The sequence below is a fragment of the Campylobacter sp. CFSAN093246 genome (assembly GCF_012889415.1).
Classification (GTDB): Bacteria; Campylobacterota; Campylobacteria; order Campylobacterales; family Campylobacteraceae; genus Campylobacter_D; species Campylobacter_D jejuni.
Genome location: NZ_CP040613.1, coordinates 765,448 through 782,297, shown reverse-complemented (window position 1 = coordinate 782,297; position 16,850 = coordinate 765,448). Strand labels below are relative to the sequence as shown.

At 30.2% G+C, this 16,850-nt stretch carries 19 protein-coding genes; 7 read left to right on the top strand and 12 right to left on the bottom strand.

Annotated elements, in window-relative coordinates; genetic code table 11:
- The first annotated feature begins 22 nt into the window (after positions 1-22).
- From FBE87_RS04080 to trmA, 4 genes are read left to right on the top strand one after another with little or no spacing between them, the layout of a single operon-like run.
- A complete protein-coding gene (locus FBE87_RS04080) occupies positions 23-1,261 on the top strand; it encodes an ankyrin repeat domain-containing protein (protein ID WP_060806583.1) in 1,239 nt (412 codons plus the stop codon).
- Entirely contained in the window at positions 1,258-2,007 is a 750-nt protein-coding gene (locus FBE87_RS04075; protein ID WP_002860500.1) for an SDR family NAD(P)-dependent oxidoreductase, read from the top strand. Before FBE87_RS04080 ends, FBE87_RS04075 begins: the two co-directional genes overlap by 4 nt.
- Positions 2,004-3,737, top strand: coding sequence for a Na+/H+ antiporter NhaC family protein (locus FBE87_RS04070; protein WP_100626336.1), 1,734 nt, complete (start codon positions 2,004-2,006; stop codon positions 3,735-3,737). The genes FBE87_RS04075 and FBE87_RS04070 overlap by 4 nt, the downstream gene beginning before the upstream one ends.
- Positions 3,734-4,807, top strand: coding sequence for a tRNA (uridine(54)-C5)-methyltransferase TrmA (trmA, locus tag FBE87_RS04065; protein ID WP_002868159.1), 1,074 nt, complete (start codon positions 3,734-3,736; stop codon positions 4,805-4,807). The genes FBE87_RS04070 and trmA overlap by 4 nt, the downstream gene beginning before the upstream one ends.
- Here trmA and FBE87_RS04060 read toward each other — a convergent pair.
- Entirely contained in the window at positions 4,794-5,210 is a 417-nt protein-coding gene (locus FBE87_RS04060; RefSeq protein WP_002852650.1) for a membrane protein, read from the bottom strand. The genes trmA and FBE87_RS04060 overlap by 14 nt on opposite strands.
- Positions 5,211-5,328: 118 nt before the next feature.
- Between FBE87_RS04060 and FBE87_RS04055 the strand changes: the two genes are divergently transcribed.
- Together FBE87_RS04055 and ilvA are read left to right on the top strand one after the other, a co-directional pair.
- The gene (locus FBE87_RS04055; protein ID WP_002859511.1) at positions 5,329-5,742 is read left to right on the top strand and encodes a CoA-binding protein; all 414 of its coding nucleotides are present in this window, start codon (positions 5,329-5,331) and stop codon (positions 5,740-5,742) included.
- Positions 5,742-6,953, top strand: coding sequence for a threonine ammonia-lyase (gene ilvA, locus FBE87_RS04050; protein WP_002866959.1), 1,212 nt, complete (start codon positions 5,742-5,744; stop codon positions 6,951-6,953). Before FBE87_RS04055 ends, ilvA begins: the two co-directional genes overlap by 1 nt.
- Here the strand turns inward: ilvA and truA are convergent.
- The 7 genes from truA to glmU are packed head-to-tail and all read right to left on the bottom strand — an operon-like array spanning position 6,950 to position 13,196.
- Positions 6,950-7,675: a tRNA pseudouridine(38-40) synthase TruA gene (gene truA / locus FBE87_RS04045; protein WP_002852636.1), complete on the bottom strand. Its 726-nt coding sequence runs from the start codon at positions 7,673-7,675 to the stop codon at positions 6,950-6,952. The two genes, ilvA and truA, sit on opposite strands and share 4 nt — an antisense overlap.
- Complete coding sequence (locus FBE87_RS04040) at positions 7,672-8,697, bottom strand: LptF/LptG family permease (RefSeq protein ID WP_002856798.1); 1,026 nt, start codon at positions 8,695-8,697, stop codon at positions 7,672-7,674. The genes truA and FBE87_RS04040 overlap by 4 nt, the downstream gene beginning before the upstream one ends.
- Positions 8,697-9,473, bottom strand: a complete 777-nt coding sequence (locus FBE87_RS04035) for an A24 family peptidase (RefSeq protein ID WP_168977225.1) — start codon at positions 9,471-9,473, stop codon at positions 8,697-8,699. Before FBE87_RS04035 ends, FBE87_RS04040 begins: the two co-directional genes overlap by 1 nt.
- Entirely contained in the window at positions 9,470-10,138 is a 669-nt protein-coding gene (uppS, locus tag FBE87_RS04030) for a polyprenyl diphosphate synthase (RefSeq protein ID WP_002894967.1), read from the bottom strand. Before uppS ends, FBE87_RS04035 begins: the two co-directional genes overlap by 4 nt.
- 3 nt (positions 10,139-10,141) lie before the next feature.
- Positions 10,142-10,759: a hypothetical protein gene (locus tag FBE87_RS04025; RefSeq protein ID WP_002888613.1), complete on the bottom strand. Its 618-nt coding sequence runs from the start codon at positions 10,757-10,759 to the stop codon at positions 10,142-10,144.
- Entirely contained in the window at positions 10,756-11,910 is a 1,155-nt protein-coding gene (gene coaBC / locus FBE87_RS04020; RefSeq protein ID WP_002867492.1) for a bifunctional phosphopantothenoylcysteine decarboxylase/phosphopantothenate--cysteine ligase CoaBC, read from the bottom strand. Before coaBC ends, FBE87_RS04025 begins: the two co-directional genes overlap by 4 nt.
- Positions 11,907-13,196, bottom strand: coding sequence for a bifunctional UDP-N-acetylglucosamine diphosphorylase/glucosamine-1-phosphate N-acetyltransferase GlmU (glmU, locus tag FBE87_RS04015; protein WP_002856902.1), 1,290 nt, complete (start codon positions 13,194-13,196; stop codon positions 11,907-11,909). The genes coaBC and glmU overlap by 4 nt, the downstream gene beginning before the upstream one ends.
- A gap of 142 nt (positions 13,197-13,338) precedes the next feature.
- On the opposite strand from glmU, the gene fliP reads away from it, so the two are divergent.
- Positions 13,339-14,073: a flagellar type III secretion system pore protein FliP gene (gene fliP / locus FBE87_RS04010; protein WP_002852529.1), complete on the top strand. Its 735-nt coding sequence runs from the start codon at positions 13,339-13,341 to the stop codon at positions 14,071-14,073.
- On the opposite strand, the gene FBE87_RS04005 is transcribed toward fliP, so the two are convergent.
- The 4 genes from FBE87_RS04005 to FBE87_RS03990 all read right to left on the bottom strand — a co-directional run bounded on the left by FBE87_RS04005 (position 14,070) and on the right by FBE87_RS03990 (position 16,824).
- Positions 14,070-14,294, bottom strand: a complete 225-nt coding sequence (locus FBE87_RS04005; protein WP_002780361.1) for a hypothetical protein — start codon at positions 14,292-14,294, stop codon at positions 14,070-14,072. The two genes, fliP and FBE87_RS04005, sit on opposite strands and share 4 nt — an antisense overlap.
- A 25-nt stretch (positions 14,295-14,319) precedes the next feature.
- Complete coding sequence (locus FBE87_RS04000) at positions 14,320-14,547, bottom strand: hypothetical protein (protein WP_100621253.1); 228 nt, start codon at positions 14,545-14,547, stop codon at positions 14,320-14,322.
- Positions 14,548-14,639: 92 nt separating this feature from the next.
- A complete protein-coding gene (locus FBE87_RS03995) occupies positions 14,640-15,410 on the bottom strand; it encodes a transporter substrate-binding domain-containing protein (protein WP_002858779.1) in 771 nt (256 codons plus the stop codon).
- A 94-nt stretch (positions 15,411-15,504) separates the two neighbouring features.
- Positions 15,505-16,824 (bottom strand): Cj0814 family flagellar-dependent secreted protein, encoded by a 1,320-nt coding sequence (locus tag FBE87_RS03990; RefSeq protein ID WP_052796394.1) that lies wholly within the window; start codon positions 16,822-16,824, stop codon positions 15,505-15,507.
- Positions 16,825-16,850: the final 26 nt, after the last annotated feature.

The following is a 16,850-nucleotide window of genomic DNA, read 5'->3' as shown; positions in this document are numbered from 1 at the left end:
TAAAATTTTCAAAGGAAAAATATTGAAGTTATTATTCACTTCCTTTTGTTGTTTTGCAAGTTTAATGGCTAGCGATGCCATTAACTGCGACAACATTAAAAATAATAAAACATTGCTAAATGAAAGTTCAAATTTAGATTATTTAAATATAGCTTCAAGCTGTAAAGAATCTTTAAAAAATCAAGATTTTACAAAAAAACTCTATGCAATTTCCAATGAAATTCGCGGAAGCAATAGCTCTTGTAATGGTGTGGCTTATTTGCCAAAATTACAACAATTTGATTTTTTATTATTAAAAATAGCTATCGATCCCATCGCTTATCAAAAAACTTTAGATACACCCGAAAATTTAGAAAAAAAATATGATATTTTAAAATCTTATTTTAGATATTGGGCATATCAAAGCATAGGAAATTTTAGACTTTACAAAGCTTTTTGGCAAGAATACAATAATGCTATAGAACCTTTAGAAAAGTATTTTGAAAGTAATTTTAATTTTGACAAAGGTAGTAATATTTACTATACTAGCAATGCCTTAAACGAATTTTTAAATTGGGCTGTTGGTGAAACAAAAATTTACAAAGACATTAGTCCTTTAGCAAAAATCATGTCAAATAAAAATTATTCGGTATCTTATATACAAGATTTTATTTTTTCAAATAATCCAAGCCAAGATGATCTTACTATAGCCTTGCAAGCAGCGCTTCTAAATCAAAGAGAAAAAGAAATTTTAGAACTTTTGATTCGTTTTGGTGCTAGGATTGACGAAGGTTATGAAAGTGCTATTTTTTACGCATTGGAAAATTATGAAAATACAAACTTTTTAATCCAAAATGGAGCAAATGTTAATCAAGCCAATGCCTTTGGTAAAACCCCGCTTTTTTATGCCATAGAGTTTAATCGTCTTGATATCATAAAACTACTTCTTGATAATGGAGCAAATGTTAATCAAAAATATATTAATAACAATGAAAAATTAGCATTAAGTGCGAACATAGGTTCAAATACGCCTTATTTTATTACATTTTGCGCTCTAGAGCACACTTCAAAAAATGTTTTAATGCATGCTGCAGCCTATGGAAATGTTGAAATTTTAAAACTTCTTATTTCAAAAGGAGCAAATTTTAACGCTGTTGATGATCTTGGTTTTAATGCACTTGACTTTGCGCTAGCAGCAGGTAAAAAAGAAAATGCTGATTATCTAAAAAGCTTGGGTTTAAAAGCAAACGAAAATCTATTTTACGGAGGTAGTTTAGAATGAAAACCGCATTTATTACAGGAGCGAGTTCAGGTTTTGGTAGAGCTTGTGTTGAAGCTTTTATACAAGAAGGCTACAAAGTAATCGCCCTTGCTAGACGCAAAGAGCGTCTAGAAGAGCTAAAAAATGCTTACAAAGATAAGATTTACACCCTTTGCATAGATGTAAGAAATCAAAAAGAAATCTTTGAAGCTATTGAAAATTTACCTAAAGAATTTCAAGAAATTGATGTGCTTTTTAATAATGCAGGTTTAGCTTTAGGGGTAGATGAATTTGATAAATTAAACCTTGAAGATATTAACACTATGGTAGATACAAACATCAAAGGATTTTTATATGTTGCAAAAGCTGTTATTCCTATACTTCGTAAACAAAAAAATGCTTATATTTTTAACTTAGGTTCGGTTGCGGGACGCAATCCTTATTTTGGAGGCAATGTGTATTGTGGAACCAAAGCCTTTGTAGGACAATTTTCATTGGCCTTAAGAAATGATCTTAGAGGAAGCAATATCAAAGTAACAAACATTGCTCCAGGACTTTGCAAAACTGAATTTAGTGAAGTGCGTTTTAAAGGAGATATCCAAAAAGCTGATGCAGTGTATGAAAATACGCAATTTATCAGTGCTAATGATATTGCCAAAGTGGTAATGTCTATCATTAACCTACCAAGCCATATTAATGTTAATGAAATCGAGCTTATGCCGGTAACACAAACTTGGAATGGATTTTATATAGAAAGAGATGAATGAATAAATTTTTAGTTTCATTGTTTTTACCTTTAGTTGCATTTGCAAACTCCTCAGAAGCAGCTGCAAATGCTAATTTATTTGGAGCTTTTACGCTTATACCACCTTTAGTTGCTATTGCTTTAGCCTTTATCACAAAAGATGTTATTTTATCGCTCTTTACTGGAGTTTTAAGTGGAACTTTTCTACTTAGCCTTTCTGCAAATATTTTTAAAGCACAACATTTAACTTTTGTAAATTATTACAATACTACAGTAGAATCTTTTTCAAAAATTATTTCTTATATCTTAGATTCAACTTCAGATCCAGTAAATGCAGGAATCATTTTACAAATTCTTTGTATAGGTGGTCTTGTGGCACTTATCACAAAAATGGGAGGTGCAAAAGCTGTAGCATTAAAATTTGCCAAAAGAGCCAAATCAGCTGTATCAGCTCAAGTTAACACTTGGTTTTTAGGGCTTTTAATATTTTTTGATGACTATGCTAATTTACTAATCGTAGGTCCAATTATGCGTCCTTTGGCAGATAAATTTAAAATTTCTCGTGAAAAATTTGCCTTTATTATCGACTCTACCGCAGCTCCTGTGGCAGGAATAGCTGTAATTTCTACTTGGATAGGCTTAGAAGTTTCTTTAATTAAAACCGCTTATGAACACATAGGCATTAGCAATATTAGTGCTTTTGGAATTTTTGTTGAAACCATACCTTATCGTTTTTATAATATCTTCATGCTTTTTTTTGTAATCATGACTGCAATCATGGGGCGTGAGTTTGGTTCTATGTACAAGGCTGAAGTGCGTGCAAGAACCACAGGACAAATTGCTCCTCTACCTAAATCAGGCACACTAGATACTACTGAATTAGAAGATCAGTTTTTAGCACCAAAAGAAGGTATTAAAATTCGTGCTTTTGATGCTATTGTTCCTATTTTTACTTTAATCATTTTAGCTATATTAGGATTTTATTTTAATGGACTTAGCACTTTAGAAGGCGAAGAACTTGCAAAAGCAAGTGTCAATCCTTTGTCTTTTGAAACTTTTAGAGCTGCTTTTGGAAATGCTGATTCTTCTGTGGTGTTATTCCAAGCTGCTTTGTTTGCTGCTATTGTAGCGATTTTTATCGGGGTGCGTCGTAAAATTTTCAATCTTAAAGAAGCGGTAGAAACTTGGATATATGGCTGGAAAACCATGATTTTTACCATAGTATTGCTTTTATTTGCTTGGTCACTTTCAAGCATAGTAAAAGATCTAGGAACTTCTTTATTTATCACTAGTTTGCTTGCAGACAAATTGCCTGAGTTTATTTTGCCTGCTACTATTTTTGCTTTTGCTTCAGCCATTTCTTTTGCCATAGGAACAAGCTATGGAACTATGGGGATTTTAATGCCTTTGGCTGTGCCTTTAGCTCATGAAATCGCCAAAATCAATGGTATGGATGCAAATGCTATGCATCATTATATGGTTATTAATATAAGCTGCGTTTTAACAGGTGCGATTTTTGGAAACCATTGCTCACCAATTTCAGATAATGTAATCCTTTCATCTATGAGTGCAAAATGCGATCATATGGAGCATGTAAGAACACAAATTCCTTATGCTTTATTTATCTGTGGCATTTCTTTAATCGCTGGATATATTCCTGTATCTTTAGGACTTAGCGTTTGGTTTGTCTTGCCTTTAAATTTCATACTTATTGCACTTTTACTAAGACTCATCGGAAAGAAAGTTCCATGAGTCTTGAAAATTTTGGAAATTTTCTCACTTTAGATGAAAAACATTCTTTCATAAAAAAATATTTTAAAGAATTTTATACAAAGGATTTTAAACTTTTTGCTTCAAAAGATAAGCATTATCGTACAAGAGCTGAACTTTCATTTTATCATGAAAACGATACGCTTTTTTATGCGATGTTTGATCCAAAAAACAAAAAAAAGTACATTATAGAATATTTAGATTTTGCCGATGAAAAAATTTGTGCTTTTATGCCAAAACTTCTAGAATACTTGCGTCAAGATAATAAACTAAAAGAAAAACTTTTTGGTGTAGAATTTTTAACCACAAAGCAAGAACTTAGCGTAACTTTACTCTATCATAAAAATATAGAAGATATAAAGTCAAATTTAGAAAATTTAAGCAATAATCTTCATATCAACCTCATAGCAAGAAGTAAAGGCAAAAAGCTTATTTTTAAAACAGAAAATCTAAGACAAACTTTAAATATTCAAGGTAGAAAAATATTTTATGAATTTAACAACGATTGTTTTATTCAACCTAACACTACTATAAATGAAAAAATGATTACTTGGGTGTGTGAAATTTTAAACACTCAAAAAAGAATGGATTTGCTTGAGCTTTACTGTGGATATGGAAATTTTACTTTAGCTTTAGCGCCATTCTTTTTTAAAATTTTAGCCACTGAAATTTCAAAAAGCAATATTAATTTTGCTTTAAAAAATTGCGAGCTTAACAATACAACAAATATCCACTTTGCAAGACTTTCAAGCGAAGAATTAAGTCTTGCTATCAAAAAAGAAAGAGAATTTTTTCGTTTAAAAGATATTCGATTAGATGATTTTAATTTCTCTCATGTTTTAGTTGATCCACCCCGTGCAGGACTTGATAAAAGCGTAATTGACTTAATAAAAAAATATGAAAATATTATTTATATTTCTTGCAATCCTATCACTTTAAAAGAAAATTTAAAAGAATTAAGCCTAACACATAGAGCGGAAGAGTTTGCTCTGTTTGATCAATTTGTCAATACTCCACATCTTGAATGTGGAGTATTTCTTAGCAAGGTATAAAAAAATAATTCATTAATTTAGCCAGTATTACTATCGCGATACAAAGCACAAATACAAAAGGGTGGATAAAAACACCGAGTGGATTTTTCTTCTTTAATATAAAATGACAAAATAAAGAAAAAACAACTAAAGATAAAATTCCAAAAGCCAAAATAATTTTTACAGCAAAAAGTAAATTTAAAGGTTTAAAATGAAAACCTGCCAAAGCACCTCCGCTTAAAAAAAGCAAAAGAACCACAAAAGGCATTATTTTAACCCCAGTAGCACTAAAAAGACTTTTGTCAAAATTAGGATTTTTCTTTTTAACTACACCCAAAACAAATACATCAACAAACAAATAACCTATAAACAAAATAGCACAAAGAAGATGGATTGTTAAAGTATATGGATAAAATTCTTCCATTTTTCCCTCCTTATTAAACTTCGGAATTTGCTATATTATAACACTTTTTTCATTTTTTAAATTCACTTTAGTTAATTTTTTAATCATTTAAGATAAAATACCAAAACAAAGGTTAACAATGAATGAAAAAGAAACTATCTCTTATATTATAAATACAAGTAAAAATATTGCCATATTTGCTTTAAGTCCAGATAAGACAAAAGCTTCTTATAGGGTAGCAGAATTTTTACAAAGAAAAAATTATAAAATTTTTCCTATTTATCCTAAAGAAGAGTTTATTTTAAATGAAAAAGTTTATAGAAATTTAGATCAAATAGAAGAAAAAATCGATACACTTATACTTTTTAGAAAAGGCGAAGTGGCACTAGAAATTCTTCCTAAGCTTGTTGAAAAAAATATTAAAAACCTATGGCTTCAACTTGGTATTAGTAATGAAACAGCCAAAGAAGAATGTAAAAAATTAGATATAAATTTTATACAAAATCGTTGCATTATGCTAGAATATCCGTATTTTAAAACAAAGGAAAAATAGTGTTAGAGCTTAATAAAATTTACAAAGCAAAACAACAAATTTCAGGGTTTGTAAACAAAACTCCTTTCATATACTCTTCTTTTTTAAGTGATATTTGTCAAAGTGAGATTTATCTTAAAAATGAAAATTTACAAATTACAGGTGCTTATAAAATTCGTGGAGCTTATAATAAAATAGCCAATCTTAGCGCTGAACAAAAACAACACGGAGTCATTGCGGCAAGTGCAGGAAACCATGCTCAAGGCGTGGCCATTAGTGCAAAAAAATTTGGCATTAAAGCAGTTATTGTAATGCCAGAATCCACTCCGCTCTTAAAAGTTTCTGCTACAAAAGCCTTAGGAGCAGAGGTGATACTCAAAGGGGACAATTTTGATGAAGCTTATGTCTTTGCAACCTCTTATGCTAAAGAAAATAATCTTAGTTTTATCCATCCTTTTGAAGATGAATTTGTAATGGCAGGACAAGGAACTTTGATGCTTGAAATGCTTGATGAAATAAGCGATCTTGATATGATTATCGCACCTGTTGGAGGTGGAGGACTTATAAGTGGTATCGCAAGTGCAGCTAAACAAATCAATCCAAACATTAAAATCATCGGAGTTGGAGCCAAAGGAGCTCCTGCAATGTATGAAAGTTTTCATGCCAAAAAAATCAAAAATGCAAAAAGCGTACGCACTATAGCCGATGGTATTGCTGTGCGTGATGCAAATCCTATTAATTTTAATATTATTTTAGAATGCGTAGATGATTTTATCCAAGTTGATGATGAAGAAATCGCTAATGCGGTATTGTTTTTACTTGAAAAACATAAAATCATAGTTGAAGGCGCAGGAGCTGCGAGTGTAGCCACCCTACTTCATCAAAAAATAAATACACAAAATCATAAAAAAATTGGCGTAGTTTTAAGCGGAGGCAATATCGATGCACAAATGCTAAATATCATCATAGAAAAAGGTTTATTTAAATCTTACAGAAAAATGCAAATTCATGTTACTTTAGTAGATAAACCTGGAGCATTATTACACCTTACAGACAGCTTAAAAATAGCCAATGCAAATATAGTAAAAATCGACTATGATAGATTTTCTACCAAGCTTGATTATGGCGATGCGATGATTTCAATTACCCTAGAAACCAAAGGTAAAGAACATCAAGAAGAAATAAGAAAAATTTTAACCCAAAAGGCTTTTAATTTCTATGAAAGTTTTTAATAACATATACGGCTTAAATAAAGCCCATTTGGCGGTGCTAAAAAGTGATTGTATTGCTTTTTAGCCTCAATCTGTTCTTTGAGTTCTTTTTCACTCATTTTTCCTTCTAAAACTTTTAAAACGCTTGCTACGCTTAATCTAATTTGCCCTCTTAAAAAACCATTAGCTTTAAAATGAAAAATGCTAAAATCTTTATAAGCATAAGCTCTAGCAATAAAAATTTCTCTTAAAGTCGTTTTATTATCCCCTCCACTTTTGCAAAAAAACTTTAAATCCTTTTTTCCTACAAAAAAACCCAAAAGCTCATTAGCTTTACCTAGGTCAAATTTAGGATAAAAATGTACATAAGAAGCCATAAAAGGACTATAAGAAGCGTGAGAAAATATATAGCGGTATTCTCTACTTTTTACATCAAATCTTACTTCAAAATCATCTTTTACTTTTTCAATTTTTTTGATATGGATAAAAGGATGGGAAAATTTATTAAGTTGTTTTTGAAGATATTCTAAATTTGTAAAATAATCTCCACACTCCACACTAGCTACAGCATAGCTTGCATGTACTCCTTTATCTGTACGAGAAGCCATCAAAAGAGGTGAAAAAATACCCAAATGCGATAAGGCCCCACTTAAAGCATCTTGAACACCTTTTTTATGAGGCTGAGTAGCAGAACCTAAAAAAGCAGAGCCATCATAAGAAAATATAATTTTTATTTTCATCAATATCGACTCAAAATCATTTTCTTAAAACAATAAGCCGAAACAAATAAACTTAAAGAAAAAATTCCAAGACAAGCCAAAATTGGAGGTTGAGAAAAAGAACTTAAAAGTCCAAAATATATAGCAATCACTCCAAACATACCTAAATACACATAGCCTTTTTCATAACGATAAGTAACCAAACCAAAACAAAGTGCAAAAAGCGTACTAGCAAGTGGAAACAAGGCTATAGTTGTATAAATCACAAATTCTCTTGCTCTTTGTGGATTTTCGTTTAAATCATTCCAGTATTCATAAAATTTCTTTGTTTGAAGATTGTCTGTATTAAACTGAGTATTTACTACTAAAGTGTCAAATTCTCCACTAAAAATACTTTGACCTTGCTCAAAATTATACATTTTGCCTTGATTTAAGCTAAAAGCAAAGCTATCATCTTTTCTTTGCACATGCGCTTCTTTGGCTATGATAAGTTGTTCTTTATCATCTGCTTTATGTTTAGGGCGATACATAATTATGTTTTCATACTTATCACTATCTTGTTTTTCTATAAAAATCATCCAGTCTAAAAATTTTTGTCCAAATTCTCCTGTTTTGTAGTTAAATTTCACTTGAGTGCTTTTATAGTTTACAAAGTTATCCTGAAGTTCAAATACTATAGGTATCATTACCAAAGCCACAACAAGCATAAAAGCACTAATCAAGCTTGCAATTTTAAGGAAAAATTTTGCCAAAATCATTGGTGAAAATCCCAAAGTAAAAAGCACTATGCTTTCATTTTCCTTAGAAAGCCTAAACAAAGCCAAAGTTAAAGAAATAAAAAAAGATATAGGCAAGGTAAAAATTAAAATTCTAGGCAACATAAACCCATAAAGCTTTAAAAGATCCAAAAAACTAATCTCTATACTTGAAGTAAGTTTTGCAAGTTGAATAAAAAACACCATAGATACAATAGCAAAAAGTACGAAAAATATAGACAAATTCGTACTTAAAAATTGATTTAAAACATATCTTAAACTAAGCTTCATTAGAATAATCCTAAGTTTTTATAAAATAAAACTGCCACAAAAGCGATATTTAAAAAGGGTATCATAGCAAGTTCTTGCTCTTTTATTGCTTTAATTTTAAAAAAAATAAAAAAAGGCAAAGTTAAAATAGAAGCTATAAGTACTACTAAAAATCCATACTCAAAACCTAAAATTCCACCTATACAAGACATAATGATAATATCAGCATCACCCAAATTTTCTAAAATTTCATCTTTTTTTCGGAAATTCATTAGAAGAAAAACCAAACTTTTTAATAAAAAAACAAATCCTCCAAAACTAAAAGCATTTAGCAAAAAACCTCCGCTAAACTCTTTAAAAATCAAAAAATGTAAAATTTCACTTTCCCTAAAGGCGTAAAAAAAAGCAAATAAAAAAGCACTCCAAAGTAAAATTTGTGGTACGGCTTTGAGTTTAATATCAATTAAAGAAAGTAAGAAAAGATTAAATAAAAATAGAGATAAAAATAAAAAATCATAAAAATTTTGAATTAAAGAATAAACCAAAATAAGCAAAATTATGCCTAAAATTTCATTGATTAACAAAGAAATAGGCAAATGACATTTGCAAGTTTGACATTTTGCCTTTAAAAAAATATAAGAAAAAATAGGAATAATTTCATAGTATTTTAATTTTGTATCACAAGAAAAACAAAAAGAGCGCGAGATAAAAAAGGGCTTTTTTTCAATTATCCTACTTGCCAAACTTGTGCAAAAAGAACCCAAACAAGCCCCTAGAATTATTATGAAAAATATCATTTTCCAAAAGTTCTTTCTCTATTTCTAAATTCTTTAATAATCCTTTTAAATTCTCTCTTGGTAAGAGATGGAAATAAAGTTTCACTAAAATAAATTTCAGCATATGAACACTGCCAAAGTAAGAAATTTGAAAGTCTTTTAGCGTTTCCAACGCGAAGCATCAAATCCACATCTAAAGGTAAATCTAAATTTTGCGTTAAATTTTCTTCATTTAGCTCAAGTTTTTTTTCAATCACACGCTTAGCAGCTCTTATAATCTCATCTCTTGCACCATAACTTATAGCCAAATTAACACAAAGTGCGTCACAATGCTTTGTTTTTTCTTCAACTAAGGTAATTTTTTCTCTTACTTTATCTTCTAAGCGCGATAAATCACCTATAGCTCTTAAATGCACATTATTTTTTTCAAATTTTTCTAAAGCTTCATCTAAACAACGATCTAAAAGTTCAAAGATAAAATCAATTTCATCTTTAGGACGCTTCCAATTTTCCGTACTAAAAGCAAAAAGGCTTAAATTTGAAATATTTTCTTCCATGCAAACTTCCATCAATTTTTGCATAGTTTTGACTCCTTGGGAATATCCAAGCTTTGCCAAAAAACCCTTAGCTCTAGCCCACCGCCTATTGCCATCCATAACAACAGCAAGGTGTTTTAATTCATTCATTTTTCATCCTTTAAAATCAAAAAGCCTTTTGAAAACAAACAAAGGTTCAATCTTGTTTTCTTGCGATACATTAAAATCTAAATGTTCGTTTAAAAATTTTTGCACCTTGGCAAAAGGTGTAAAAACACTAATGCCTTGCGAGTCTATTAAAATTTTTAAAGCTCCAAAAACACTAAAATATAAGTAAATTTCTAAATATTTTGCTCTTTTACGCATTTGAAACAAGCAAGATTTATTTTCAAAGTTAAAAGGAATATGATAAATATTTTCAAAACTTGCAAAAAGCATTTCTTTTAATATCTGATAACGCTCTATATCTTTACAATCTAAAAGATTTTGTATAATGAATTTTTTATAAGAAATTTTATCCTCTAACATAGCGATTATCAAAGCCAATCCCTCTTCAAAAGGTTTAAAATTAGGACGCTTTGAAAGATGTTTAAATTGTATAACTCCACCATTTTGCATATAAAGTTCAGCTAAATATTCAGCACCAATTTCAAGCTCTATCATGCTTTTGGTTTGAATCTTTTTGTGATTTAATAAAAGCGTATAATGTCCATAACCTGATTTAGCTAAAACTTTCATTTGTATAGGTAAGGTAGAATTAATCATACTCATAATTTTTCACACCATTTTACTAATTCAAATGCCAATTTTTCTTTGCTTTGCAAAGTGCTTTTATTTTCATTGTTTAAAGTGATAAAATAAAGCTCATTTTGATCGCTTCCAAAATAATTTTTTTGATCAATGATATTAAGACAAACCATATCAAGTTGCTTATCTTTTAAAGATTTTTTCGCATTTTCTAAGGCATTTTGAGAATCAAATTCCATCTTAAAACCTATCTTTTTGCCTTGAAATTTGCAAGTTTTAAGCAAATCTTCATTTAAAGATAGATGCAAATTTAAACCCTGTAAATGCTCATTTTTTTTAATTTTTCCTTTTACACTTTGAGGGATAAAATCACTTACCGCAGCCGTCATAATCAAAAAGTCATGATTTAAATTTTTATCCAAAAGCTCCTTTAGATCCTTAGAACTTTCAAATTTGCAAAGCTCATAAGGCGTATCAAATTCCACAGAGCTTAAAAGTTTTACCCTAGCTCCTAAAAAATAAAAAGCATCAGCTATGGCCTTTGCCATTTTTCCACTTGAAAAATTACTCACACAACGCACATCATCGATCTTTTCTTTTGTGCCGCCACCTGTGATAACTACACTTTTATCGCACCAAAACTTTTCTTTTAAAAGTTCTCTTTTGACGATATTAAAAATATTCTTAACTTCAGCTAAGGCTCCTACGCCTTCATCTTTACAAGCTAAAACTTTACAAATAGGCTCTATAATCAAAGCTTTATTTTCTTTAAGCATCTTTAAAGAATTTTGCGTGCTAAAATGATGAAACATATTTGTATTTGCCGCAGGAGCTATGATAAGAGATTTATTTGCTGCGATTAAGGTTTGGATAAAAAGATTATCCGCTATACCAAAAGCAAGTTTATTGATAGAATTAACACTTGCAGGGGCAAACAAAACAAGGTCTACATCCTTGCTAAAAGCTATGTGATTGTTTGAATTTTGCCAACTTTCATTTTCCTCACATAAAACTTCATCAACCAAGGCTTCAAAACTCATTTTGCTAGCAAATTTTAACAAACCATTAGAAAGCAAAACTTTTACCCTAAAGCCTTCTTTTTTAAACAAAGAAATAAGCTCATAAGATTTATAAAAAGCTATACTACCGCTAATGGCTAAAAGTATGGTTTTCATTTTTGAAATTTCTTATAATAATAATCTTTTATCATTTTATGCCCTGCTCTATTGATAAACAAAGCACCCTTTTCTACATTGACACTTACTGTGCTTCCTGCTGCTATGATTACTTCATCTTCGATTTTTACAGGTGCGATAAATTGCGTATCAGAACCTACAAAAACATTTTTTCCTATGATGGTTTTATGCTTTTTTACCCCATCATAATTACAAGTGATAGTCCCACAGCCTATATTGGTTCCACTATCTATCTCACAATCTCCTAAATAGCTCAAATGCCCTGCTTTTACGGTATTTAACTTTGCATTTTTGCATTCTACAAAATTTCCTATATGAGTGTTTTTTAACTCACAATTTGGACGCAAATGTGCCAAAGGCCCTACATCGCTATTTTCTACGATGGAATTTTCTATCACGCTTGAACTTTTAATGATAGAGTTTATAATCTTACTTTTGCCCTCTATCCTTACATTTTCATATACTTCACATTCACCTACAAATTCAACATCTGCACCTATAAAAGTGCTTTGCGGTAAATGAAAAATCACACCCTGTTGCATCCAGTATTTTTTAATTTTTTTTTGCATGAAATTTTCAGCTATACTGAGTTCAAATTTATCATTAATCCCCATAAATTCATCTTCATCTACAAAAACTGCTTTAATCATCACATCTTTTTCTTTTGCTAGTTTTACAATGTCGGTTAAATAATACTCTTTTGCCGCATTATTGTTATCAATCAAAGGTAAAAGCTCTTTTAAAAGCCTCGAGTCAATCACATAAACCCCAGCATTGCAAGTATTTATCTCTTTTTCTTGCGTATTTGCATCTTTAAATTCAACAATTTTTTCAACGCTATCGTTTTTTATCACCACCCTACCATAACTTTTAGGATCTCTTGCTTTAAAAACTGCTAGATTTAATTTTGCATTATTACCCAACAAAGCTTCCAAACTTGTTTGCTCAACCAAAGGCATATCACCACAAAGAATCAACACTCTTTCATTTTTAGGCTCAAACCCACTTAAAGCTCCCGCAGTTCCTGGATAATTTTGCAAATCTTGCTCTAAAATTTGTGTTTTTGGAAAATATTCTAAAATTTCTTTTTCAACGCGTTCTTTTTGATGCGATAAAACTACACTTACATCATCACTTAAAGCAAAAGCCTTTTTTAAAATGTGTAAAATCATACTTTTTTGACAAAGCTCTTGCAAAACCTTTGGCTTTTGTGATTTTATTCTAGTGCCTAATCCTGCCGCTAAAATCAAAATAGAAGTTTTCATTTTTTACCTTTGTTATTAAGAAGTCTAAAAGACTATTTTAGCAGTTTAAAGTTAAAATCCTAATACCCTTAAACTAGTTTTTAGTCATCAAAAGATAAAATTTAAATTTCTTTAGTAAAAAACAAAAAAAGGTTTTTAAATTTTGAAAAAAATATTATTATTTTTACTTTTAAGCATGAGCTTATTTGCTGCTGAAGCAACTATCCCTACAGTAAATTTAAGCTTAAGTGCACCCAATACACCTAATCAGCTTGTTACTACTTTAAATATAGTGATTGTTTTAACCATACTTGCGCTCGCTCCAAGTATAGTTTTTGTTATGACTTCTTTCTTGCGTCTTATTGTAGTATTTTCATTTTTGCGACAAGCTATGGGGACGCAAAGTATGCCACCTAATACCATTTTAGTAACCTTGGCTTTAATTTTAACTTTTTTTATCATGGAACCTGTAGCTACAAAATCCTATAATGAAGGTATAAAACCTTATTTAGCAGAAAAAATAGGCTATGAAGAGGCTTTTATAAAAGGAGCAAAGCCTTTTAAAGATTTTATGCTTAAAAATACTCGCGAAAAAGATTTAGCCCTTTTTTATCGCATACGCAATCTACCCAATCCCAAAACCATAGATGATGTTCCCCTTACGGTTTTAGTTCCTGCTTTTATGATTTCAGAGCTTAAAACCGCTTTTGAAATAGGGTTTTTAATCTACCTACCCTTTTTAGTCATAGATATGGTTGTAAGCTCAGTTTTAATGGCTATGGGTATGATGATGCTACCTCCTACTATGATCTCTTTACCTTTTAAACTCTTAATTTTTGTATTAGTGGATGGATGGAATTTGCTAGTGCAAAGGCTTGTGGAAAGCTTTGTAACCTAAGATTTATAAAATCTTAAAAACAAAATTCCAAGAAAAAGATACAAAAGCAAAAATAATTCTAAAGCTAAAAGTATATACAAAAACAAGCCTTTAACGCAAAAAAGAGCTATAAAAACAACAAAAAGAATTACTAAGGCTGTTCGCCCTAGAAAGACTTTTTCTAGGGTCTTGATAGAATAAAAAGTAAAATCTAAAATAAGAGTAAAAATAAATTCTAGCATTGTAAAATACACCCAAAAACTAAGCTTAGTGGCATCTTGCAGCCATCATGTCAATTTTTGAATTGTAAGTACTTTCGCCCGGTGCAGGTGCACTCGCAACCCCAGCACCTACTACCCCCAATCTTATTCCATAATTTAAAATTAAAGGTATAGCTCTATCTTCTTGATAAGCATATTTGCAATACTCCCTAGCTGCGTTTAGTACAGTGCAAGATAAAAACAAAAATAACAAAAAAAATGCAACTTTTTTCATTATCTTAAATCCTTTTATTTAAAATTTAGATAATGATATTGTATATCAAAATTTATAAAATTAATATTAATTATCAATATTTTATTAAAAGCCTACAAGAAAAAAGTGATATTATTTTGCTTAAAAACTTCTTTAATGTCTTTTAAATACTTATTGCCCAAAAAATCTAAAAAGCCATTTTTCCTACTCTCATCAATGAAATTATCAAGCTTGTCCTTTAAAGCTTCATCACCTTTTCTTACAGCTATACCCCAAAACTCAGGATTTTCTTGAAAAGGCGCTAAAATGGCTCTGGTTGTATCTTGATGCTTTTGCCAAGTCCGATAAATCGTAAGTTGATCATAAAAAAATCCATCAGCCTTGCCTTGAATCACTTCCAAAATAGCAGCATTTTCTTTATCAAATAAATTAATAGTTGCATTTTTTAAATTTTTAACCGCATATAAATGCCCTGTAGAACCACGCTTTAAAGCCAAAACTTTGCCCTTTTTATCTAAATCTTTGATATTTGTAATATCAGAGTTCAAAGGAGTTAAAATAGCCAAATTTGCCTTAGCATAAGGAATGCTAAAATCCACCACTTTCTTTCTCTTATCGGTAATTGTCATAGAGGACATAATAAGATCTATCTTGGCTGTTTTTAAAGCAGGTATTAAACCATCCCAAGCGATATTTTTTACTACAAGTTTATAGCCGTTTTTCTTTGCAAAAGCTTCTAAAAAATCCACGCTAATTCCACTTGCTTTGCCTGTTTTATCGCTCATTTCAAAAGGCGGATATCCAAGCTCCATTCCTACAACCAAATCTTTTGCACTCAAATTTAAAGCAAAAAAAGAGATAAAAATCAAAATAATTTTTTTCATAATTTCCTTTCAATTTTTTTTGTAAAAAAATTATACTAGTTTTATCTTATTTTGTTATTAGCAATTTATTTCAAACTTAAAAAATTAATACTTCCTAAACCCTAGTTTGTCCCAAAAGATTATTTAATCTATCCATTATAGAATCAGCGTAGGAATCAATAGTGCTAGGTTTTGCTTTCCAACCATTAGCAAGAGCTTGTTTAATCTCAGCGTCTAAAGCCCAATTACCCATAGCAGATTCTTTAGAAATGTTATTTTCATACATATATAAATCACCTTCTATGCCACGCTCTGCCCAGTATCTAAAAAAGCTTTTAAAGTCACTTTTACCTGTCATAATACTATCAATGTTAATTGCAGGACCACTAAAACTCTCTTTAGCCATAGCCCTCTTGTAAGCTTCTAATTTTGGATTAAGTGTGGTTTTTAGACTCTCAACAGGTTGTCCACCTTGAGCTTTTAAAAAACTCATAAACAAAGTTTCTTTAGAATAGCTTCCATCTTCATTTTGTGGATAAACTGACATATCAGGATTAAATTGCCAATCTTCACCTCTAGAAACATTTTTGATTTCTTCTAAGGATAAACCTAAAGTCTCAGATGATAATCCTTTGATCATACATCCTGAATCAAGCCAAATTTCATCAGCTTCTTTTGCTTGTTCAGGGGTTTTATAAACATTTGAAATTAAAGAATTTGAAAAATCTTTTAAACCTGTAATATTCATTCTATTGCTTGGCTCATTAAAGTCCATCCATTGCGTTCCACTTACACCATAACCACTAGGCATAGAATTTATATCTGCTTCACTAAAACTTGTTTTATCATTTGGAAAGCTTTGACCTAGAGCATTAGAAAAAAGATTATAATATTGTTTTATAGTATTTGCTATATCTATATTAGAATAATAACTGCTTACGCCTAAGTATTCTTTTGTACTTGAAACAACAGGATCATTTTCGGCAGCTTTTTTAATCTCATCCAAAGTAGATTTATGTATCTTAAAATCTTCAGGAAGTCCCGCAGCTTTATTAAAATCACTTCCCATATAACCATCTTTATCTACACTATAACCATAGGCTGTATTAGTGTTTAAATCAGCTTGTTTGTATTTTAGAGTATAAATAGAGTTTTTAAATTCACTAGATATATCATAATTAGGAGAACTTGTCTTACTACTTATACTAAAATTAGTATTATTGCTAGTATTTGTTGTATTAGTAGAATTTAATGCTTCACTTCTTGCTAGAGTTTGTGAATTTGCATTTTGAATTTCATTTAACTTACTAGCATTTTGTTTTAAAAAAGCATTAGCAAAACTTATTTTAGAATTTTCTTTACTTTCTTTATTAGCTTTTGCTTGTGAAAGTATAGAATTATAGTTTGAATTATCATTGATACTAAAGATACTCATATTAATTCCTTGATTTAGATTTTTCT